Genomic DNA, 18,734 nt, shown 5'->3' with positions numbered 1-18,734 from the left:
CGACAATGTTCAAAGCCATTATCGAGGCGTCCGTCCGCTTCCGCTGGTTCATCGTCCTCGCCACGACGCTGGTCGCGGCCTGGGGCCTGTTCCAGCTCACCAAGCTGCCGATCGACGCCGTGCCCGACATCACCAACCGCCAGGTGCAGATCAACACCGTGGCCCCGGCCCTGGCCCCTGAACAGATGGAGCGCCAGGTCACCTATCCGCTGGAAACGGCCATGGCCGGCATTCCCGGCCTGCAATCAACCCGCTCCCTGACCCGCAACGGTTTCAGCCAGGTGACGGTCATCTTCACCGACCAGACCGACATCTATTTCGCCCGTCAGCAGGTGGCCGAACGGATGGCCCAAGCCCGCGAAAACCTGCCCGAGGGCGTCGAGCCCGGTCTGGCCCCGATCACTACGGGTCTGGGCGAGGTCCTGATGTGGACGGTCGACTTCAAGCCTTTCGACGCCAAAAAGGCGCGGGTCGGCCAGCCCGGCTGGCAGCCCGACGGGGCCTATCTGACGCCCGACGGCGAGCGGCTGGCGACCCCCCAGGCGAGGGCGACCTATCTTCGCACCGTGCAGGACTGGATCATCGCGCCGCGCATGCGCACGGCCAAGGGCCTGGCGGGCGTGGACGTCAACGGCGGGTATGTGAAGGAATACGCTGTCCGTCCTGACCCCGCGCGCCTGGCCGGCTACGGCCTGGGCCTCAACGACCTGATCCAGGCCCTGGACCGTGCCAACAACCAGGCGGGGGCCGGCTATGTGCAACGGGCGGGCGAAGCCTTGACCGTCCGCACCGACGCCCTGGCCCAGACCATCGAAGATCTGGCCCAGGCCCCCGTGGTCAACCGCAACGGCCTGGTCGTCCGCGTCGCCGACGTGGCCGTGGTCGAGATCGGCCAGGCGCCGCGTCTGGGCGGGGCCAGCCGCGACGGCCATGAGGCGGTCATCGGCACGGCCCTGATGCTGGCGGGCGAAAACAGCCGCACCGTGGCCCAGTCGGCTGCGGACCGGCTCCAGGAGGTGGGCGCCAGCCTGCCGCCCGACATCGTGGCCGAACCCGTGCTGAACCGCAGCGCCCTGGTCAACTCCACCATCAAGACGGTGGCCAAGAACCTGACCGAAGGGGCGCTGCTGGTCATCGTCGTGCTGTTCCTGCTGCTGGGGAACATCCGCGCCGCGACGATCACGGCCCTGATGATCCCGATCAGCTTCCTGTTCGCGGTCATCGGCATGAACCGTTTTGGCATCAGCGGAAACCTGATGAGCCTCGGCGCCCTCGATTTCGGCCTGCTGGTCGACGGCGCCGTGGTGGTGGTCGAGAACACCCTGCTCATGCTCAGCCAGCGCCGAGCGGATGTGGGCCGCGCCCTGACCCGCCACGAACGTCTGGGCGTCGCCGCCAGCGCCGCGCGCCAGATGGTCAAGCCCGCCGCCTTCGGCCAGCTGATCATCCTGCTGGTCTTCACCCCCCTGCTGATGCTGGAAGGGGTCGAGGGCAAGACCTTCATCCCCATGGGCGCCACGGTCATGCTGGCCCTGGTCGGCGCCTTCATCTTCTCCTTCACCTTCGTCCCGGCCATGACGGCCCTGCTCGTGCGCGAACCCAAGACCGTCCATGTCGATGACAAGGGAGAAGCCCTGGAGCATGAAACCTTCCTGCTGCGCCACGCGCGCCGCTGGATCGAACCGGCCATCCGTGCGGCCGTCGATCGCCCCAAGGTGGTCCTCGCCGCCGCAGTCGGCGCCCTCGTGATCGGCGGCGTCGCCTTCACCACGCTCGGCCGGGAGTTCATCCCGACCCTGGACGAAGGCGACATCGCCATGCAGGCCCTGCGCGTGCCCTCGGCCTCGCTGGAGCAATCCCTAGCCATGCAGATGGCGCTGGAGCGTGTCATCAAGGCCCAACCCGAGGTCAAGACCATGTTCTCCCGAACGGGGACCGCGGAGGCGGCGGTCGACCCCATGCCGGCGAACATCTCCGACGCCGTCATCGTGCTGAAGAACCGCAAGGAATGGCCTGATCCGAAACTGCCGAAGGAGGAGTTGATCGCCCGCATCGAAAAGGCCGCCTCGACCCAGCTGGGCAACAGCTTCGAGTTCAGCCAGCCGATCGAGCTGCGCTTCAACGAGCTGATCTCGGGGGTCCGCACCGATCTGGCCGTCATGGTCTATGGCGACGACTTCGCCCAGCTCCAGGCGACGGCCGACCAAGTGGCCAACGCGCTGCGCGCCACACCGGGCGCGGCGGACGTTCGCGTGGAGCAGGCGTCAGGTCTGCCGACCCTGACGGTCAGCGTCGACCGCTTCGCGGCGGCCAACTACGGCCTGGCGGCTGCGGACGTGTCGGAAGCGGTCTCGGCCGCTGTCGGCGGCGCCGAGGCGGGGCAGATCTTCGAGGGCGACCGCCGTTTCGACGTCGTGGTCCGTCTGGACGACGCCCAGCGGAACGATCCCGCCGCCCTCGCCGCCCTGCCGGTCACGACCTCGACCGGCCTGACGGTGCCCCTGTCCTCGGTCGCCCGCATCCAGGTGGCCGAGGGTCAGAACCAGATCAGTCGCAACGACGGCAGCCGCCGCATGGTGGTCCAGGCCAATGTGCGCGGCCGCGATCTGGGCGGCTTCGTCGGGGACGCCCAAGACAGGGTCGGCGCCCAGGTCAAGCTTCCGACCGGCTATTCGCTCAAATGGGGCGGGCAGTTCGAGAACCTGAAGCGGGCCGAACAGCGGCTGGGCCTAGTCATCCCTGTGGTCTTCGTCCTGATCGGCATCCTGCTGTTTATGGCCCTGGGATCCTTCGCGGAGGCAGGGCTGGTGTTCGCCTGCGTGCCTCTGGCGCTGGTCGGCGGGGCGCTCGCCCTCCTGCTCAGGGGCATGCCCTTCTCGGTCTCGGCGGCGGTCGGCTTTATCGCCGTGTCGGGCGTCGCGACCCTGAACGGTCTGGTGCTGATGCAGGCCATTCGAGAGCGGCTTCAGACGGGACAGAACCCGCACGACGCCGCCCTCTTCGGCGCCTTCAGCCGCCTGCGCGCGGTCCTGACCACAGCCCTGGTGGCCATCGTCGGCTTCATTCCCATGGCGATCGCTTCGGGAGCCGGCGCTGACGTCCAGAAACCCTTGGCCACCGTGGTCATCGGCGGCCTTCTGACGGCCACGGCCCTGACGCTGCTGGTCCTGCCGACCTTCGCCGCCAAGGCGGTCCGTCATCGCAAGGCAGAAGGGATCGAGGACTGATGGGCGGATCCCAGGAACAGGAGATGCTTCAACGTCGCACGCTTCTCGTCGTGCTGGCGCTCAACGTCCTCCTGTTCGTGGGTCTCGGAGTCGGCGGCCTGTTCGCCGACTCCAGCGCCCTCCTCGCCAACGCGCTCGACAACGGCTCCGACGCCGCGGTCTATCTGATCAGCTTCCTGGCCGTCGGTCGGGCGATGATCTGGAAAACCCGCGCCGCCCGGTTGTCGGGGATCATGCTGCTGATCTTCGCCGCCGGCGTCCTGCTGGACGTCGGACGGCGCTGGATCGTCGGGACCGAACCGGTCGGCTGGACCATGATGGGCCTGGCCGTCATCGCGGCGGCCGTGAACCTGATCTGCCTCGCCTTGCTCAGGCGTCAAGACGGCGACGACGTCAACCTGCGGGCGGCGCGAACCTTCAGCTTCAATGACTTCGCCTCGAACGGGGGCATCCTCGTCGCCGGCGGACTGGTCATGGTCATGGATCAGGCCTGGCCGGATCTGGCGGTAGGCCTGATCGTCGCCGGCATCGCCTTCAAGGGCGGAATGGACATCCTCCGCGACGCACGCAGCGTCGCAGTTGAAGGAGCAATCTCGTGAATCTTCCCGAACAACACGGGCGTGACGGCACCGCCGTCCCGATCGACATCCAGGGCGTCCAGAAATGGCGCAAGCTCTTCATCCTGGCGGGCCTTTTCGCTCTCCTGGCATGGACGCCCCTGGTCAGGGCCCGCCCCGAATTTGAACACCCCGTCGAACACCTCGGCCTTATCGCCATCATGATCTGCATCTTTGGCCGCGCCTGGTGCTCCCTCTACATCGGCGGTCGCAAGAAACAGGAGATCGTCTCGAACGGCCCCTATTCCCTCTGTCGCAATCCGCTCTACGTCTTCAGCTTCATCGGCGCCTTCGGCGTCGGCGCCATGTCGGGCAGCCTGACCATCGGCCTTGTGTTCGCCCTGGCCTGCTGGGGGGTCTTCCGGGCGGTCGTCGAAAGGGAGGAGCGCTTCCTCGCCGGCGCCTTTGGCGCGACCTATGAACGGTACCGCCTCCGGACGCCGCGTTTCCTTCCGGATCTCCGTCTGTGGCGCGATGAGGCGGAACTCACCGTCCGACCCGCCTTCTTCCTTCGCACCCTGAGAGACGGCCTCGTCTTTCTTCTCGCCCTGCCCCTGTTCGAATTGCTGGAAGGCCTGCAACAGTTCGGCTGGTTCAGCGTCATCTTCCAACTGCCCTGAGACGGAGCATGGAACGCCAGCGTCTTGTGACCTCTCTCGCGGCGCTTCTTGCGGCCCTCGCCTTCCTTGCGGGCGCCGCCGTTCGCCTCGCTTCGCACGAGCGCGACGTCCAGGCCGAGTCACGCGCCCCCTAGCCTTCAGCCCCCTCTTCCGCATCCGAGGAGTTCAAGCATGCCTAGCACCGTCAGACTCGACATACCGGTCCTTCTCCCCGAAGCGCCCGACGCCTTGGACGCCTGCGTCGAGCGCCTCGTCAAACGCCTGACCGGCGCGCCCGGCCTGTCCCAGATCCACGTCGCGGAATCCCCGACCGGGCCCCAGCTCTGCCTGCACTACGACGCCAAACTCCTGTCGCCGGACGAGGTGCGCCGCAAGGCGCTCCAGGCCGGGGTCGAGATCAGCCGTCGCTTCGGCCACCTGGTCGGCTGGACCCAAGGCGTGCGCCATGCGCGGCACGCCCGTTCGCTCGAGGCCGACCTCAAGGCGGAGCCCGGCCTCCTTGAGGTCGGCCTCGACGCCGCCGGCGCGGTCCGCGTCGAGTTCGACCAGAACCGGATCACCCGCGACCAGCTGATCAAGACGCTCGCCGGCCACGGCCTGACCTTCTCCCCCCAGCCCTTCCCGGCCAGGGCTGAACACGCCGCAGACGACCACGCCGGCCACGACCACGATCCCGGGAAGGAGGATCACGCCGACCATGATCACGCCCACGGAGGGATTTTCGGCGCCAACACCGAACTGATCTTCGCCCTTGCCGCCGGCGGCACCCTGGGCCTCGGCTTCGCCCTGGAAAAACTGGCGTCGGGCCTGCCGGGCTGGATCCCGCTCGCGCTCTTCCTCAGCGCTTACGGCCTGGGCGGCTTCTTCACCGTGCGCGAAGCGATCGACAACCTCAGGCGCAAGCGCTTCGAGATCGACACCCTGATGCTGGTGGCGGCGGCGGGGGCGGCGGCGCTCGGCGCCTGGGCGGAAGGCGCCCTGCTCCTCTTTCTCTTCAGCCTCGGCCACGCCCTGGAGCACTACGCCATGGGCCGGGCCAAGCGCGCCATCGAGGCCTTGGCGGAACTCGCCCCGCGCACCGCCAGGGTGCGGCGTGACGGCGAGGTGATCGAGATACCGGTCGAGGCGCTTGAAGTCGGCGAGGTGGTGGTGGTCAGGCCCAATGAACGCCTGCCCGCCGACGGCTTCGTCATCAAGGGGGCCACCAGCATCAATCAGGCCCCCGTCACTGGGGAGAGCATGCCGGTCGACAAGCAGCCGGTCGATGATCTCGCCGAGGCCCGGGCCCGCCCCGCCTCCATCCTCGCCGCATCCGCCGTTTTCGCCGGGACGATCAACGGCGCCGGCGCCATCGAGATCGAGACCACCCGCAAGTCCAGCGACACCACCTTGGCCAAGGTCGTGCGCATGGTCAGCGAGGCGGAGACCCAGAAGTCGCCCACACAAAGGTTCACCGACCGGTTCGAGCGCGTCTTCGTCCCTCTCGTCCTGGGCCTGGCCTTCATCCTGCTCTTCGCCTGGGTGGTGGTCGACGAACCCTTCCGCGACAGCTTCTACCGCGCCATGGCGGTCCTGGTGGCCGCCAGCCCCTGCGCCCTGGCTATCGCCACGCCGAGCGCCGTCCTGTCGGGCGTCGCCCGCGCCGCTCGCGCCGGCGTCCTGATCAAGGGCGGCGCGCCGCTTGAGAGCCTCGGCGCCGTCGACGCTATCGCCTTCGACAAGACCGGTACCCTGACGGAAGGCCGCCCGCGGATCACCGACGTCATCCCCGTCGACGGCGCCGACGAACGCGCCCTGCTGACGGTGGCGGTCGCCGTGGAACGGCTCAGCGATCACCCCTTGGCTGAAGCCATCGCCCGGGACGGCGCGGCGCGTCTCGACGGCGCCGCCGTCCCTGCCGCTTCAAGCCTGCAGAGCCTGACCGGCAAGGGCGTCGCCGCCGAGCTCGAGGGCGTCACGGTCCAGATCGGCAAGCCCGAGATGTTCGGATCGGACGGCGTGCCGGTTCTGAGCGTCCAGGCGACCGAGGCGGTCGATCGCCTCCGCGCCCAGGGCCGCACCCTGATGGTGGTGCGCCAGGGCGAACGCGATCTCGGCGTGATCGGCCTGCTGGACACGCCGCGTGCGGCCGCGCGCGACGCCCTGACAAGACTGAGAGCCCTGGGCGTCCGGCGCATGATCATGATCTCGGGCGACCACCAGAAGGCGGCCGAAGCCATCGCCGGCCAGGTCGGCCTGACGGAGGCCTGGGGCGACCTCATGCCGGACGACAAGGTCGAGGCGATCAAGCGCCTCCGCGCCGAGACCAAGGTCGCCATGGTCGGCGACGGGGTCAACGACGCCCCCGCCATGGCCACGGCCACGGTCGGCGTGGCCATGGGCGCGGCGGGCTCCGACGTCGCTCTGGAAACCGCCGACGTGGCCCTCATGGCCGATGATCTGTCCAATCTTCCCTTCACGGTCGGCCTGAGCCGTCGCACCCGAACCGTCATCCGCCAGAACCTGTTCGTCAGCCTCGGCGTGGTCGCCTTCCTCGTGCCAGCCACCATCCTCGGTCTCGGCATCGGCCCGGCCGTCGCCCTGCACGAAGGCTCCACCCTCTTAGTGGTGTTCAACGCCCTGCGCCTGCTCGCCTACCGCGATCGCCAGGCGCCCGCATCCTATCCGGGATAAAGCCCATGAAACGCCTTAGCTGGCTCACCCTCATCGCAGCCTTCCTGGCGGCTGCAGCCTTTCTGTTCGGCATGATGTCGCGTCAATCCCCGCCCGATCGTCCGGCGGCTGCGGCCGTCCAGCCGATCGACGAGCACGCCGGCCATGCCGACGCCCTGGGAGACGCGGCCTCGACCCGCTCTTTCAAGGAGGCCAATGAACGTCTTCACCAGGCCACTGACATTCGCTGGACCGGCGACGCCGACGTCGACTTCATGCGCGCCATGATCGCTCATCATGAGGGCGAGATCGCCCTGGCCCGGATCCAGTTGCAGCACGGCTCCGACAAGGACGCTCGTGGGCTGGCCCAGGACCTCATCCGGGCGCGCGACACGGAAATCCTTCGAATGCGCCTCTGGCTGGCGCGACGCGAAACTCAGCCTGCGCCGGAGAGCGGCGCCTGACATGGCGCGCACCGTTCGATGGAAGGAAGGCCGGCCCGGCAAGCGTCGCGGCAGACGCCCTCCGCCGCCCCGGCCGAACCCGCTTCTTGACGGGCTCGCTGTCCTGACGGCGAGCTTGGTGAGCGCCGGCGCTGTTCTCACCTTCGCCATCTTCTGCTTCAGCACGCTCGGATGGCCGGTGCACGTGGTATAGGCGTCGGCCTTCCCCTCCTTGCCCTGGCCGGTCTGCGGCTCGCTCCACGCGCCCGTCCGGGCCTAGCCCTGACCCTTCTGTTCAGCCTGCTCTGGCTTGGAGGCTCCGGCTTTCTCTACGCCGTGCGCGACGACCTGAATCCTTTACGCCACTATCACGGCCCGCCCGGCGCGGCTCACGGCGACGCCGGCGCTTCGCGCCCAAGCGAGGCCTCCGGTCCCTCAGGTCATGCTCAAGGCGCCGAGACGGCGTCCTCTGGCTGAGGCGTCTCACGTAGGGCGTCCAGCACCCGACAGTCCTCGACGGTCGTCCGGCCGCAGCGATCCAGGACAGAGACGAGGGTGTCCTCCAGCCGACGCAGGTCCATGATCTTGGCGCGCACCTCTGCAAGATGCTCCATGGCGACGGCGTCGGCCGCCCCGCAAGGGGCAGAGGTGGGCCCTCCTGACAGGCTCAACAGGCTTCGGACAGCATCCAGGGAGAAGCCGAGATCTCGCGCGCGCCGCACAAAGGCGAGCCGGTCCAGATGGTCCTGGCCATAGATGCGATGACCGCCTTCGCCACGACGGGGTGCCTCGAGGACGCCGATCCGCTCATAATAACGGATGGTGACCACCTTGCACCCCGTGCGCCGCCCCAGATCGCCAATGGAGAAATTCTCGGCCATGCCCTTGAACCTATACCCGCTATAGGTCGCATATCGGTCGGCGAACCCTATTCGCAACCCTGGTTCCTCATGTCCGACTGCTGCCCATCCTCCGCAAAGCCCTCTTCCGATGCGCCGGAGAAGGCCGTCTGCTCGAGCCGGCCACCCTCTCCCGCCCCCACAGACGCCCAGTACTGTTGTTCTGGACCGACCGCCTGCGGCTCGACCAACGAGACTGAACCGGCACCGACTGCCCATTTGGCGGGTGACGACTGCTGTTCGGCCAAAGGGGACGAGATCGCCGCCCTCGGCGCCCATGCCGACGTGCGTCGTGTCCTGATCCTGGTTCTGGCGATCAACGTGGTCATGTTCTTCGCCGAATTCGGCGCCGGCCTCGTCGCGCAGTCCACCGCCCTGATGGCTGATTCGATCGACATGCTCGGCGACGCCTTGGTCTACGGCCTGAGCCTCTACGCCCTGAACCGGAGTCTGCGGTGGCGCGCTGGCGCCGCCTTGGTCAAGGCGGGCGTCATCGCCGCCTTCGGCGTCTGGGTCTTCGTGGAGGTCGTCCGCAAGGTGGCGGGCGACGTCACTCCGACCGCTGAAACTATGGGCCTGTTCGGGGTGATCGCCCTCGTCGCCAATCTCGTCTGCCTGGCGCTGCTCTATCGCCACCGGAACCGGGACGTGAACCTGTCCAGCACCTTCGAGTGTTCGCGCAACGACGTGATCGCCAATACCGGCGTCATCGTCGCCGCCGGAGGCGTGCATCTGTTCAGCGCCGGCTGGCCTGACATCCTGGTCGGCGGCGTGATCGCCCTCCTCTTCTTCCGGTCGGCGATCAAGGTGCTTCTGCAGGCGTGGCCCCAGTTCCGGGCCGCCCGTCCTCAAGCCATCTCCTTAGACTGAACATATCAACGTTCGCTGCGAGCAGCCCTGAAGGGACTGGCGGCGAAGTTTGTACACTGGACCATGCGTCAGGAGAGATTTTTTGCCGGATCGTCCTGACCGGGCCTCATCGGCAGGTGCCCTGCCAGAGCTCCCAGTGTCGATGGCTGGCTGATTGATGCCGACGGTGGGCCACGGGGCGAGCCAGCTAAGCGCCAGAAGCGGACATTGGCTCCGGTGCGTGAAGCAGACACCTTTTTCTTTCCTCGGTGTTTTGTCTGCTAAGAGCTGAACGAACCGCTCAAACTCGATGATCACGCGCGCAGCGCCTTGAAGCCGGCCACGCCGAGATCGCCCCCGGTGGACCGCAACCCTTCGGGCAGTGGCGGCGGCGTTTCAGTCATTCGATCTCCTATGAGGCGCGGGATCCGGTGTCAGGCCGAAATCTCGGTGCGGCCATTCCAAAAGGCAATGGCGTGGGCTGTCCGATTGTCCGACGGAATGACAGGCGCAGCGAAGGTGTCGCTCGCCAGCAGATACAGGAGAGTCGCCAGTCCCTGCTTACGGAAAGCCGGTTCAACCTCGATCGTGCAGCACTGGACCTTGCCTTGGTCGCCGCCGAAAGTGGCGTGGGCCATAACGACTTGCCTTGGGCCGATCACGGTGAACCAGATCGAACCCATGCCGTGAGGCACTGCGACCGACCTGTCGTCGTACTGATGCCTGGCCTCATGGGTGGTGGATAGTCCGTCGGGGACCTCAGCCACCAGGATCTCCACACCGGGACGATCCGGATCTTCCAACGTATAGGTTTCGTATTCAGTGATCGGTTTCGGCACGCGGACCTTCGCTCCTCTGAAATGGCGAACCAGACGATAGAGGGCGCGGACAAGCGCCGAATGGCGAAACGCGTCGATCAATCGACCCAGCCGTGATGCCAACGTCCTCAGGCGGCGATCGCCTGATCGGTTTCAAAGCCGAAACCCTTCGGATCGGCCGAACTCATTCCATCGGGACCGCGGGTGATCTCCACCGTGAGCAGACTATCGCCCGAAAAGGCTGGACTGAGCTCCAGAGCCAGATAGTCAAACAGGGCGCGCTCATGCACGGCGATCACGATCTGGCGGCCAAGGCGTTTGGACAGGGTCCGGAGCAAGGCGGCGAACTGAGCGATGTGGACATCGTCCATCGACTGCACAGGATCGTCGAGAATGAGCCACGGCTGTTTGGCGGGCACGGACAAATGCAAGGCTAGGAAAAGGGTCAGGGCCGCCGTGTTCAGGTTTCCCTGGCTGAGCATTGCCCCCGGGTTACCGTAGCCGACACCAGATCGGTGGAGCGTCTTCAGATGCGCCTCGGTCTTGCCTTTGACGGTCTTCAGTTCGAAGGCGGGCACGAAGTTTTCGGTTGGGGCCAGCCGCACAAACAGGTCGCGCCATCTGTTGTTCAGAGAGGTGTTGAAGACCGTCGTCACCAGAGACGATCGGATCTTGTCCGCAGCATCGGCCACAGCTCTGCTCGTCAAGCGCCTGGCGTTGGCGGTCTGGGACGCCGCTGCGATCCGGACGGCCTTGGCTTCCTGAACCGCCAACTCGGCGCGCAGACGCTTGAGCCTCGCGGCCGCCTCTACCTCCATGCTCAGGAGCGATCGTGCCCGGCTACGCGCGCTCAAGTCCGCCTCGGCCTGTTCGGCGCGCTGCGATAGGGTGGACGCCGCCACCTCGAACGCCTCCGCCACGGTCGGGTAGGCCGCGAGTTCAGTCGAAGTGATGTCCCGCACGATCTGATCCGCCCCGGCGACTGCGGACGCCGTGTCATCCTGAATCCGGTTCATCGCATTCAACCGGGAGCGCGCGGAGGCCAAATCATTCATGATGCTCGCCCCCACGCGAGCATTGACTGTCATGGCCGCCAGATCGACCAGGGCGCCGTTCAGTTTGGGGATCCGGCTCGCCAGGTCAGCTCGCTCCTGCTCTGGAAGCAGTTCGCGTTCGGAGCTGAGCTGCTGGCGCTGGGCCTCGGCCAGGCGCTTGGACTCCGCCGCGCGCTCAGTCGCCAGCGACTGAAGACGGCTCGCTTCGCTTGTCAGATCAGCGATCCGGCTCGCGATGAACGCTGAAAGCGAGCCCTTTTTCTCTTCCTGGAAATCGCGTGCGCAGACCGGGCATGTCTCGTCATGAACATGCGGCGCGACGGATGCCAGCGCCTTGGCGAGAGACTGGGCGTCGGCCGCGCTCTTGGCGAGTTCAGCGTCGATTTCAGCGATCCGCACATTGGCGCGCTGAATGGTCGCCTTCACGGCAGTCAGTGTGTCCGCGGCCGTTTTCGCGAGCGTCAGCAGGGCCTGGCATCTCACTGTCTCGGCGCGCGCCCGGGTTTCCGCCTGATCGCGCGCCTTCATTGGGTCGGTGGCAAAGGGCGGCAGGTCGGGAAGGATGGGCGCGAGCAGGGTTTCGATGTCTGCGAACCGCGCGCCGTCGGTCGTCTGCCATTCGGCCAGCCTTTTCGACGTCGCGTCCAACGTTTGTTCGAGCTCTGCGCGTCGCGCGGCGGGATCGCCCTCTCCGCGCTGGGCCCAGGCCTGTCGCACGCGGTCAAGATTGGCCTGCAGCCGCCCCACCAGACCGAGTTCGGCTTCCTCGAGTCCGGAATCCATCTCGAAACCGCGACGTTCCTCCAAGTCTTCGGGCAGCTCGAGCAGCGGATCGACCTCATTTAGAAGGTCGTCCAGCGCCGAACGGCGCTCCTTCCAGTTCGCCTCGGCGAGTTCGGCGTTCTTGCGGATCGCGTCGATGTCTTGGTTCACACCGTTCACCAAGCCCTCGAAGCGGCGATACTCGGGCACGACGTTTCTGATACGCGTGACATTGTGAGCCGACATCAGGCCATCGATCAGGGCGTCCAGGGGATCGAGCCCCAGCAGCTCATTCACGAACTGGGTCAGCCGGGATGACGATCCGGTCGACTGGTCATCGTAGAGCTCAAGCAGCCTGCTGAGCGCGGTCTGAGGCAGGTAGCAGCGATTGGCGAAGAACTTGGCCTGTTCGGGATCTAGGAGGGGCGCGGCGGTGAAAGTCTCACCAAACGTCACGCTTCCAGAGGTTCGCCCGCCGTCGAGCGCCGCCGTCGTCTGGAGCTCGATGGATCCATGACCAACGTCGACGTGCGCCATATGAGACTGGTAAGGCTTACCCGCCTCGGCCAGGTGGGAAATCTGGCCGGTAAGTCCCAGTTCGATGCCGGTCAGGACACTGGTCTTGCCCATGCCGTTGGAGCCATGGACGAGCACCACCTGGGCGTCGAGGGGAACGACAACAGGCCCTTTCAGGCTTCTGAAGTCATTGAGAACGAGATTCTTGAGACGGGGCGTCATGCGGCGCTCTCTTCGTCGAGCACGGGCAGAACAGCGGCCCTGATGCTCGCTGCAAAAGCCAGTTCGACGGCCTCGGCATTTGTGTAGCTGGCTTGGATCAACTGGGCGACCAGTTCCTGGTCCTCTTGCTCTGCAAGAGCCTTCGTCAGGTCCGCTTCCCAGACGAGAACAGCCTCCGCGCTGGAGGGGCCTTCGAGCGGCAACAGGACCGAGAGCCAGTCACGCACGGCACGATCCGCATCCTTGCCGATCTGGGATCCGATCGGGAGCACCCGACAGACTTGGCTCAACGTCCTCAAGGTCTCGGGGGTGGTCTGACCCGAGGTCAAAACGGCGGTGACGGGGCGTTTGGACTGCAGGACATCCAGGGCACGCGTAAGGCCGAGAACACGCCGGATGAGATCTTCATCCCTCTTGTCGCTCCGCACCTCCATGACGACGACAAGGTCATTGGCGCGCTCGCCGGCGACCAAAGCATGGGTGAAATCGAAGTCTTGGGAGCCCACACGCAGAGGCTTGGGCAACTCCTTGTAGCCGCCGTCTTCCTTGAGGATGCGGACAACGTCTTCCGTCGTACTCATAGCGCGGCCTCCCAACGGAACGAGCGCACCAGATCGTCGGTATTGGCGGCCTTGGCCAGCATCGGACCGAACTCGATGAAGCGCGCCTGCGGCTTGGCGTTGCGATAGACGCCGCTTGGCGACCGGGTCTGCCGTGTCCTCAACGGAGCCGCGCTGACGACCACCACGTCCGGATCGGACTCGTTGAACGCACCGGCCTCCAACAAGCCGTTGATGACGTGGTCGTTCGCCGCGAAGAAGACGCGAGCCGCTGCCCCGTCAGTCCCGATGCGCAGCGCACCACTCGTGGTCTTCTCCGGATTGTCTAGGTCGATCGTCCAGTCGCCGGTGCTGGCGATGTCGCCGATGACGCCGAGCGCCGTCGCAGCCTCGCGCTGGCCGGTCGCCTTCAGCCCGATGGCGTCCTTCATCCGGGGCACCGGGTCGCTCGACATCGGGAAATATTTGAGGCGTCCGGCCGGGCTCTCGCCGATTTCAACCTGGTGCCGGACCCGGGCGACCGCGGCGGCGACATGGCGCATCAACACCAGGAGATCGGACTGGCCAGCCTCCGCCGCCTTGTCCCGGAGGTGTACGATTCCGTTGTCCAATCTCTCACGATCGTCGGGCCCAAGATTCGGAGCGGCTGCATCGGACGCCAGCACCTGCAGTTTCTGGGTCAGGATGTGCAGAACGATCGCCGGCAACAGCGGCCGACCGTAGGATTCAATCAAGGAGGAGGTGCAGATATCAGTTCGGCTCTCCGACCACTCTTCGGTGCTATAGATCCCTTCCAGGATGTCCTTCTGATCCTGAGTCAGGGCGTCGTTCGAGAACACGACGGCGGGCGGTTCTTTCCACGGCCAAGGCTTATCGCCGCCGACCTTCTGGAACATGTCCCGGATGTTTTCGTCCTGCCCAGACAGGCCGATCATCAGGGTTCGGGTCGTCTGGATCAGCGCGCCCAGCTGCTGCCGGACGATCGTGAAAGCGTTCTCGTATTTCCACCGCCCGATCTGACCGGAACGCGCGATCAAAAGCGGGCGGTAGATCGCCTCGCTCTCGATTGCGCGAAGAGCGCAGCCATGGAATTTGTAGAGCTTGGCTGCCGCGCCTGCGGCGTTGCGCAGATCATCGCCGGTGACGGTGATGGCGAGGTGTTCCTTGGGATAGCCAAGCTCGACGATGGCGCCCTCGATCAGGCCGTCCCAGTTGGCGGTGGCCAGTTGAGGCGCAACGCCTTCGAGAACAAGGATGGCCAGCGCCAGATGCTCCAGGTCGGGATCCTGGTCGGCGAAAGTGTTGGGGAAATCGAGACCGGTCCAGAGCAGGAAGTCCTGCTTCTCGCCCTCGATGTCGATCGAGAGGACCTCCGAATACTTGTTCCACAGCCGCCCCACGATCGGTTTGAGCTGGTCGGCAGGCCACTCTTTCACGGGCACGGTGAGATCCAGGGCGGCCCGTTGCGCCACGTCGAGTTCAGCGAGCGTCAACAAGGTTTCCAGCGCCTGATTGAACTTGCAGTCCGCAGCCGCGGTCCGCTTCGCTCTGAGGAACTCGATGAGTTTGGCGATCACGCCGTCCGATCCGCTCAGTCCGATAACGCGGCCGCGAGAGATTCCGGACCCCAGCCAAAGAGTGTAGCCGGCCGATCCGATCTCACTGACGACGGCGGCGTGGGGCCCGTCGAGAAGGGCGAGCGCCTCGGGAAGAGTAATCGTGTTCGCGGCCAAACGTGTTCCCCCTGAGGTAGAAAGCTTATCCTAATCGGACCCTGTGTCAAAATCGGTCGTCCCGACCTGACGGTGACGAACAGCCTCGGGGCTCACTCACAGATGCTTGCTAGCCGCCGGCTCTGGGTTTGGACCAAGCATGAAACACACAGATAGAATTCGCCTTGTATTCCGCGACCTTGGACGACGCACAGTTGCAGAGCGGAATGTCCCAACTCCAGCGTTGAGTCAGGTCCGGACCTCCACACTTTGGTTGCCTTTAACCTGGCAGCGGACATCGCGGACTGCCGCTTTGAGTCAGGTTTTGCAGCAGCATGACGTCGCCGATGCGCCAAAAGCGGTCATTGGTTCGACGCCGGAATGCAGCCCTTTTCTTGGGCGATGGCCATGATGTCCTTTTGCCCAAGCCGCTCCGTTCGACCCTCTCCAAGAAGAACCGCGCGCGACGTTGGAAAGCCTGGCCCGTCCGCTAATTCACATTCAAGAACAAATGTAGTACATGGTCGGTGTCGGTCTAAAGGCATTGAAACGGAACGAAGTCGATGGCTAAGCGTCGCCATGTGTTCATCAGCCATCATCACGCGGATGATGCTCGTGTCACCAGCCTGACCAACATGCTCCGCCGGAACGCTTTGGAGATCCGCAACAGCTCCATCCGCGCCAAGCCTGCTAATGCTGAGAAGCTTCGTAAAGGTCTCATCGCCGAGAGGACGCTCAAGCGTCTCTTGCGCATGAAGATGTCGTGGGCTTCGACGGTCGTGGTCGTCATCGGCAAGAATACCCACAAGCGCCCATGGGTGAACTGGGAGATCGAGATGGCCAATCGTCTGGGCAAGCGCATCGTCGGCGTCTACGAACATGGCGGCACAGAAAATGACATCCCGCCCGCCTTGGACAAGTATGGGGATGCGGTCGTAGCGTGGAATTCCAAGAACATCATCGGTGCCATCGAAGGGCGGTGCGACCCGCAGGAAACGCCGACAGGCGTCGAAAGGGGTACTCGTGTCGGCTCGCGGGGGTGCGCCGCCTGATGACCAGCGTGTACCTGTACGCTGTCAGTTATGACCTGGGCTTCGCGCCGAACCCGTTCGGGGGAATCTGCAGTCTCGCTTGCTGCAAGCCGGCGATCCGTGCGGGCGCGAAGGATGGAGACTGGATCGTCGGTCTGACGGGCACGAAACTGCGCCCTGCGTTGCGTTGCGTATTCGCCATGCAGGTCACGCGGTCAATAACCTTCGACGAGTATTGGGCCGACGCTGAGTTCGAAACCCGAAAATCCAGGCGGAACGGGTCCGCCAAGAAACAGGTCGGCGACAACATCTATCATCGGGACCAGCCGGCAGCTCCGTGGGTGCAAGAGGATTCTGTTCACAGCCTTGAAGATGGATCCCAATGCCCGCTGAACACGGCGCATGACACTCGGGTCAACCGGGTGCTGCTGTCCGAGCGATTCATCTATTTCGGAGCCGCAGCCCCGGCGGTGCCGGCCGATATCCTAGCCAATCTGAATTATGCGCGAAATCCGCGTGACATGCGCAAGTACGCTCTGGCGGAAGCGGAGAGCTTGATTGACTGGCTCAAGCCTCAGGTCGACGCCCACGACAACATCCCGCTTGATGACCCAATCAATTTTGATTCGTCGTCAAAACGCTTCTCGGCGACGCGTCAGCGCATGGTTTAGACCCGCCAATCCGGCTGCGTATCCGGTTGGCGGGCTAGGCAAGCGCGGCGCGCCAGCGGGTCAACAGGTCGCAGACCGCGAACCCCATTGGCTCGCTCCGATCGTCGTTGGCGATGTCTCGAAGATCAGGCCTGAGCGGCGCTGGTATCCGATCACCTAGCGCCGCAATCCGCGCGATCCCGTCATCATACCCCGACTGCTGCGCCCCACGCGGGACACGGGCAGCAAGCTCCATCAGGTTGAGCGCGATGGCACAGTCCCGCGTCGCACCGCCGTAAGCTCCGAGCAGAACCAGCGGCTTTTCCGCCTCCAAAGTCATTATCGCCTCTTCAATGACGCCTGGCATTCGACCTTCGAAATGGTCTTGCGCCAGCCCGACCACGCCCATCTTCCCGCCCATCGCCAACCGGGCATCCGCTTCCGCCGCGATCGCCTGCCGGACTGCGGTGTAGGCCTCGGTGTCAGACCGCCCAGCCTGGCTCCTCAGCCAGCCGCCCCATTCCGCCTCATTGGATATGGTCTGCCGGACCTCTCCGACCGCGCCGACGATCAACTGATCACCTGATGACCGCACAGACGTCAGCTTGCCTGCGATCGAAAGCCGGACGCTCGCTACGCTGCGAGCGAGTTTCAGTGCTGCGATAAGGTCGCCGAACCGGGTCCGCCGGGCGATCGGCTCAGCGATGACGTACAGGAAGGGCGCTGTCTCCCGGCTTCCGGCATAGGCGCCCGCGAGATGCCTGAATATCTTGAAGGTGAAGTGCTCGGGCTGCAGGTCGCCGGCATAGAGGATCTCGCCCCCTTCGCGGATGATCGCGGTGCAGACCGCTAGGAGCGCCCGTTCGACCTCCCGCTCAGGGAAGCCCAGACGCGCACGGTCGGGCGCATCGCTGATCGACAGGGCGACCTTCCATCCGGTCAGTTTCATGCCCGATACTCGCCCAAGGTTTTCAGTTCGCTGTCACTTCGCATCGCGGCCATCGCCCGAACTACGAGCCGGGCCTCGATGTCTCCCAGCGGGGGATCAGGATACAGGATCACTCTTGGGCATACTTCGGCGTCGATCACATCAAAAAGCTCAGGCGGACGCGGCATCACCAAGACCTCCGATGCGGCCGCCGCAACCTTCGCAGCCTGAGCGAGGAAGACGTCGCAGCGCAAACCTTCGGACATGGCTTCTACTAGCAGGGGGTCGATCCACGATCCGACCGGCCCGCCAGCGTCAAGACGAACCCGGGGGAGATTCGCGCCGTACGGGAAGGTTCGACTGACCCGCACCCCCCCGATATCTGCCAAGACGATGGGCCGCCTGTGCCGCTTGGCGGTCGTCAGCTCAAACACGCACCAGGGCCGGGAATCGTAAACGTCCGAAACGATGGCGATCAGAGTTCCCCGGCTGATTTCGGCGTCAAAGCGGGCTTTAAAATCCTCGCCCGGATTCAGCTCCATGGCGTCGTAGAAGGTGTGAAGCGGCACGTCGTGGCCCGGTGACTGAACATAGTCCACGATTTCCCTGGCCGCGGTGTCCCCGTCCGCTTTGGCGTGGCTTACGAACAGCGGCTCGTCGCGATCATCGGCGCTGAGCTTCCGCAGGTGCCGGCGGATCTGGACCAGGATATGGAGTAAGAGACGCTTGTCCCGCGCGATCTCATTCAGCCCAGTCCAGCCCTTTCTGTAGACATACTGGGTGTTCCGCCCGCTGTCTGAAGCGGGGATCGCGCTGCCGCTATAGTCACAGAACGGAATGTAGACGTCAGCGTTGCCGCGCGCCTCCATGGCCGCACGTGTCGACTGCAAGAACTGGTCCCACTCCGACGCCTGTTCATCCATGAAGTCGTCATGCAGGAGCACTACGGCGTTGTGATCCGCGCGCGATAGGTCGACGGGCCTCGGCAAGGGCAAGCCCGGACGCCATGGCGCGCTCGCGAAGCGCACAGGCACCCGATAAGCCACGCCGTCCCGTTCCATTCCGATCCCGTCGAAATGTCGGGAGATCATTTCAGCGACGCGCGCGCCTTCCGACGAGCCGTCAGGCCAGACAACATGTATGCGAAGATGATCGATCATGGGCTACCCGCCG

15 protein-coding genes are annotated in these 18,734 nt (G+C 65.2%); 8 read left to right on the top strand and 7 right to left on the bottom strand.

Annotated elements, in window-relative coordinates:
* The first annotated feature begins 5 nt into the window (after positions 1 to 5).
* The 5 genes from DA69_RS05735 (at position 6) to DA69_RS05715 (ending at position 7,580) form a co-directional block, all read left to right on the top strand.
* A complete protein-coding gene (locus DA69_RS05735; protein WP_025977018.1) occupies positions 6 to 3,227 on the top strand; it encodes an efflux RND transporter permease subunit in 3,222 nt (1,073 codons plus the stop codon).
* A gap of 23 nt (positions 3,228 to 3,250) precedes the next feature.
* Positions 3,251 to 3,826: a cation transporter gene (locus DA69_RS05730; RefSeq protein ID WP_234288684.1), complete on the top strand. Its 576-nt coding sequence runs from the start codon at positions 3,251 to 3,253 to the stop codon at positions 3,824 to 3,826.
* The gene (locus tag DA69_RS05725; protein ID WP_025977020.1) at positions 3,823 to 4,464 is read left to right on the top strand and encodes a methyltransferase family protein; all 642 of its coding nucleotides are present in this window, start codon (positions 3,823 to 3,825) and stop codon (positions 4,462 to 4,464) included. Before DA69_RS05730 ends, DA69_RS05725 begins: the two co-directional genes overlap by 4 nt.
* A gap of 171 nt (positions 4,465 to 4,635) precedes the next feature.
* On the top strand, positions 4,636 to 7,137 hold the full coding sequence (locus DA69_RS05720; protein WP_025977021.1) for a heavy metal translocating P-type ATPase: 2,502 nt from the start codon (positions 4,636 to 4,638) through the stop codon (positions 7,135 to 7,137).
* 5 nt (positions 7,138 to 7,142) lie between these two features.
* Positions 7,143 to 7,580, top strand: a complete 438-nt coding sequence (locus DA69_RS05715; protein WP_025977022.1) for a DUF305 domain-containing protein — start codon at positions 7,143 to 7,145, stop codon at positions 7,578 to 7,580.
* 425 nt (positions 7,581 to 8,005) lie between these two features.
* Here the strand turns inward: DA69_RS05715 and DA69_RS05710 are convergent, their stop codons facing one another.
* The gene (locus DA69_RS05710) at positions 8,006 to 8,440 is read right to left on the bottom strand and encodes a MerR family transcriptional regulator (protein WP_025977023.1); all 435 of its coding nucleotides are present in this window, start codon (positions 8,438 to 8,440) and stop codon (positions 8,006 to 8,008) included.
* A gap of 237 nt (positions 8,441 to 8,677) precedes the next feature.
* On the opposite strand from DA69_RS05710, the gene DA69_RS05705 reads away from it, so the two are divergent.
* The gene (locus DA69_RS05705; protein ID WP_025977024.1) at positions 8,678 to 9,328 is read left to right on the top strand and encodes a cation transporter; all 651 of its coding nucleotides are present in this window, start codon (positions 8,678 to 8,680) and stop codon (positions 9,326 to 9,328) included.
* A gap of 413 nt (positions 9,329 to 9,741) precedes the next feature.
* Here the strand turns inward: DA69_RS05705 and DA69_RS05700 are convergent, their stop codons facing one another.
* Genes DA69_RS05700 through DA69_RS05685 form a run of 4 tightly spaced genes read right to left on the bottom strand, consistent with a single transcriptional unit; the run spans position 9,742 to position 14,973 of the window.
* On the bottom strand, positions 9,742 to 10,227 hold the full coding sequence (locus DA69_RS05700) for a hypothetical protein (RefSeq protein ID WP_143276086.1): 486 nt from the start codon (positions 10,225 to 10,227) through the stop codon (positions 9,742 to 9,744).
* Positions 10,228 to 10,253: 26 nt separating this feature from the next.
* On the bottom strand, positions 10,254 to 12,680 hold the full coding sequence (locus DA69_RS05695; RefSeq protein WP_025977026.1) for an AAA family ATPase: 2,427 nt from the start codon (positions 12,678 to 12,680) through the stop codon (positions 10,254 to 10,256).
* Complete coding sequence (locus DA69_RS05690) at positions 12,677 to 13,261, bottom strand: hypothetical protein (protein WP_025977027.1); 585 nt, start codon at positions 13,259 to 13,261, stop codon at positions 12,677 to 12,679. Before DA69_RS05690 ends, DA69_RS05695 begins: the two co-directional genes overlap by 4 nt.
* The gene (locus DA69_RS05685) at positions 13,258 to 14,973 is read right to left on the bottom strand and encodes an SIR2 family protein (protein ID WP_025977028.1); all 1,716 of its coding nucleotides are present in this window, start codon (positions 14,971 to 14,973) and stop codon (positions 13,258 to 13,260) included. Before DA69_RS05685 ends, DA69_RS05690 begins: the two co-directional genes overlap by 4 nt.
* Positions 14,974 to 15,515: 542 nt before the next feature.
* On the opposite strand from DA69_RS05685, the gene DA69_RS05680 reads away from it, so the two are divergent.
* On the top strand, positions 15,516 to 16,004 hold the full coding sequence (locus DA69_RS05680) for a TIR domain-containing protein (RefSeq protein ID WP_025977029.1): 489 nt from the start codon (positions 15,516 to 15,518) through the stop codon (positions 16,002 to 16,004).
* On the top strand, positions 16,004 to 16,654 hold the full coding sequence (locus tag DA69_RS05675) for a hypothetical protein (RefSeq protein WP_025977030.1): 651 nt from the start codon (positions 16,004 to 16,006) through the stop codon (positions 16,652 to 16,654). The genes DA69_RS05680 and DA69_RS05675 overlap by 1 nt, the downstream gene beginning before the upstream one ends.
* Before the next feature lie 34 nt (positions 16,655 to 16,688).
* On the opposite strand, the gene DA69_RS05670 is transcribed toward DA69_RS05675, so the two are convergent.
* A complete protein-coding gene (locus DA69_RS05670) occupies positions 16,689 to 17,582 on the bottom strand; it encodes a hypothetical protein (RefSeq protein ID WP_025977031.1) in 894 nt (297 codons plus the stop codon).
* Positions 17,579 to 18,721 (bottom strand): toll/interleukin-1 receptor domain-containing protein, encoded by a 1,143-nt coding sequence (locus DA69_RS05665; RefSeq protein WP_082891451.1) that lies wholly within the window; start codon positions 18,719 to 18,721, stop codon positions 17,579 to 17,581. Before DA69_RS05665 ends, DA69_RS05670 begins: the two co-directional genes overlap by 4 nt.
* Between the last annotated feature and the right edge of the window lie 13 nt (positions 18,722 to 18,734).

Source organism: Brevundimonas naejangsanensis (assembly GCF_000635915.2).
GTDB classification, from domain to species: Bacteria; Pseudomonadota; Alphaproteobacteria; order Caulobacterales; family Caulobacteraceae; genus Brevundimonas; species Brevundimonas sanguinis.
Note: the sequence above shows the minus strand (reverse complement) of the source record. Positions and strands in the feature narration are given on the sequence as shown.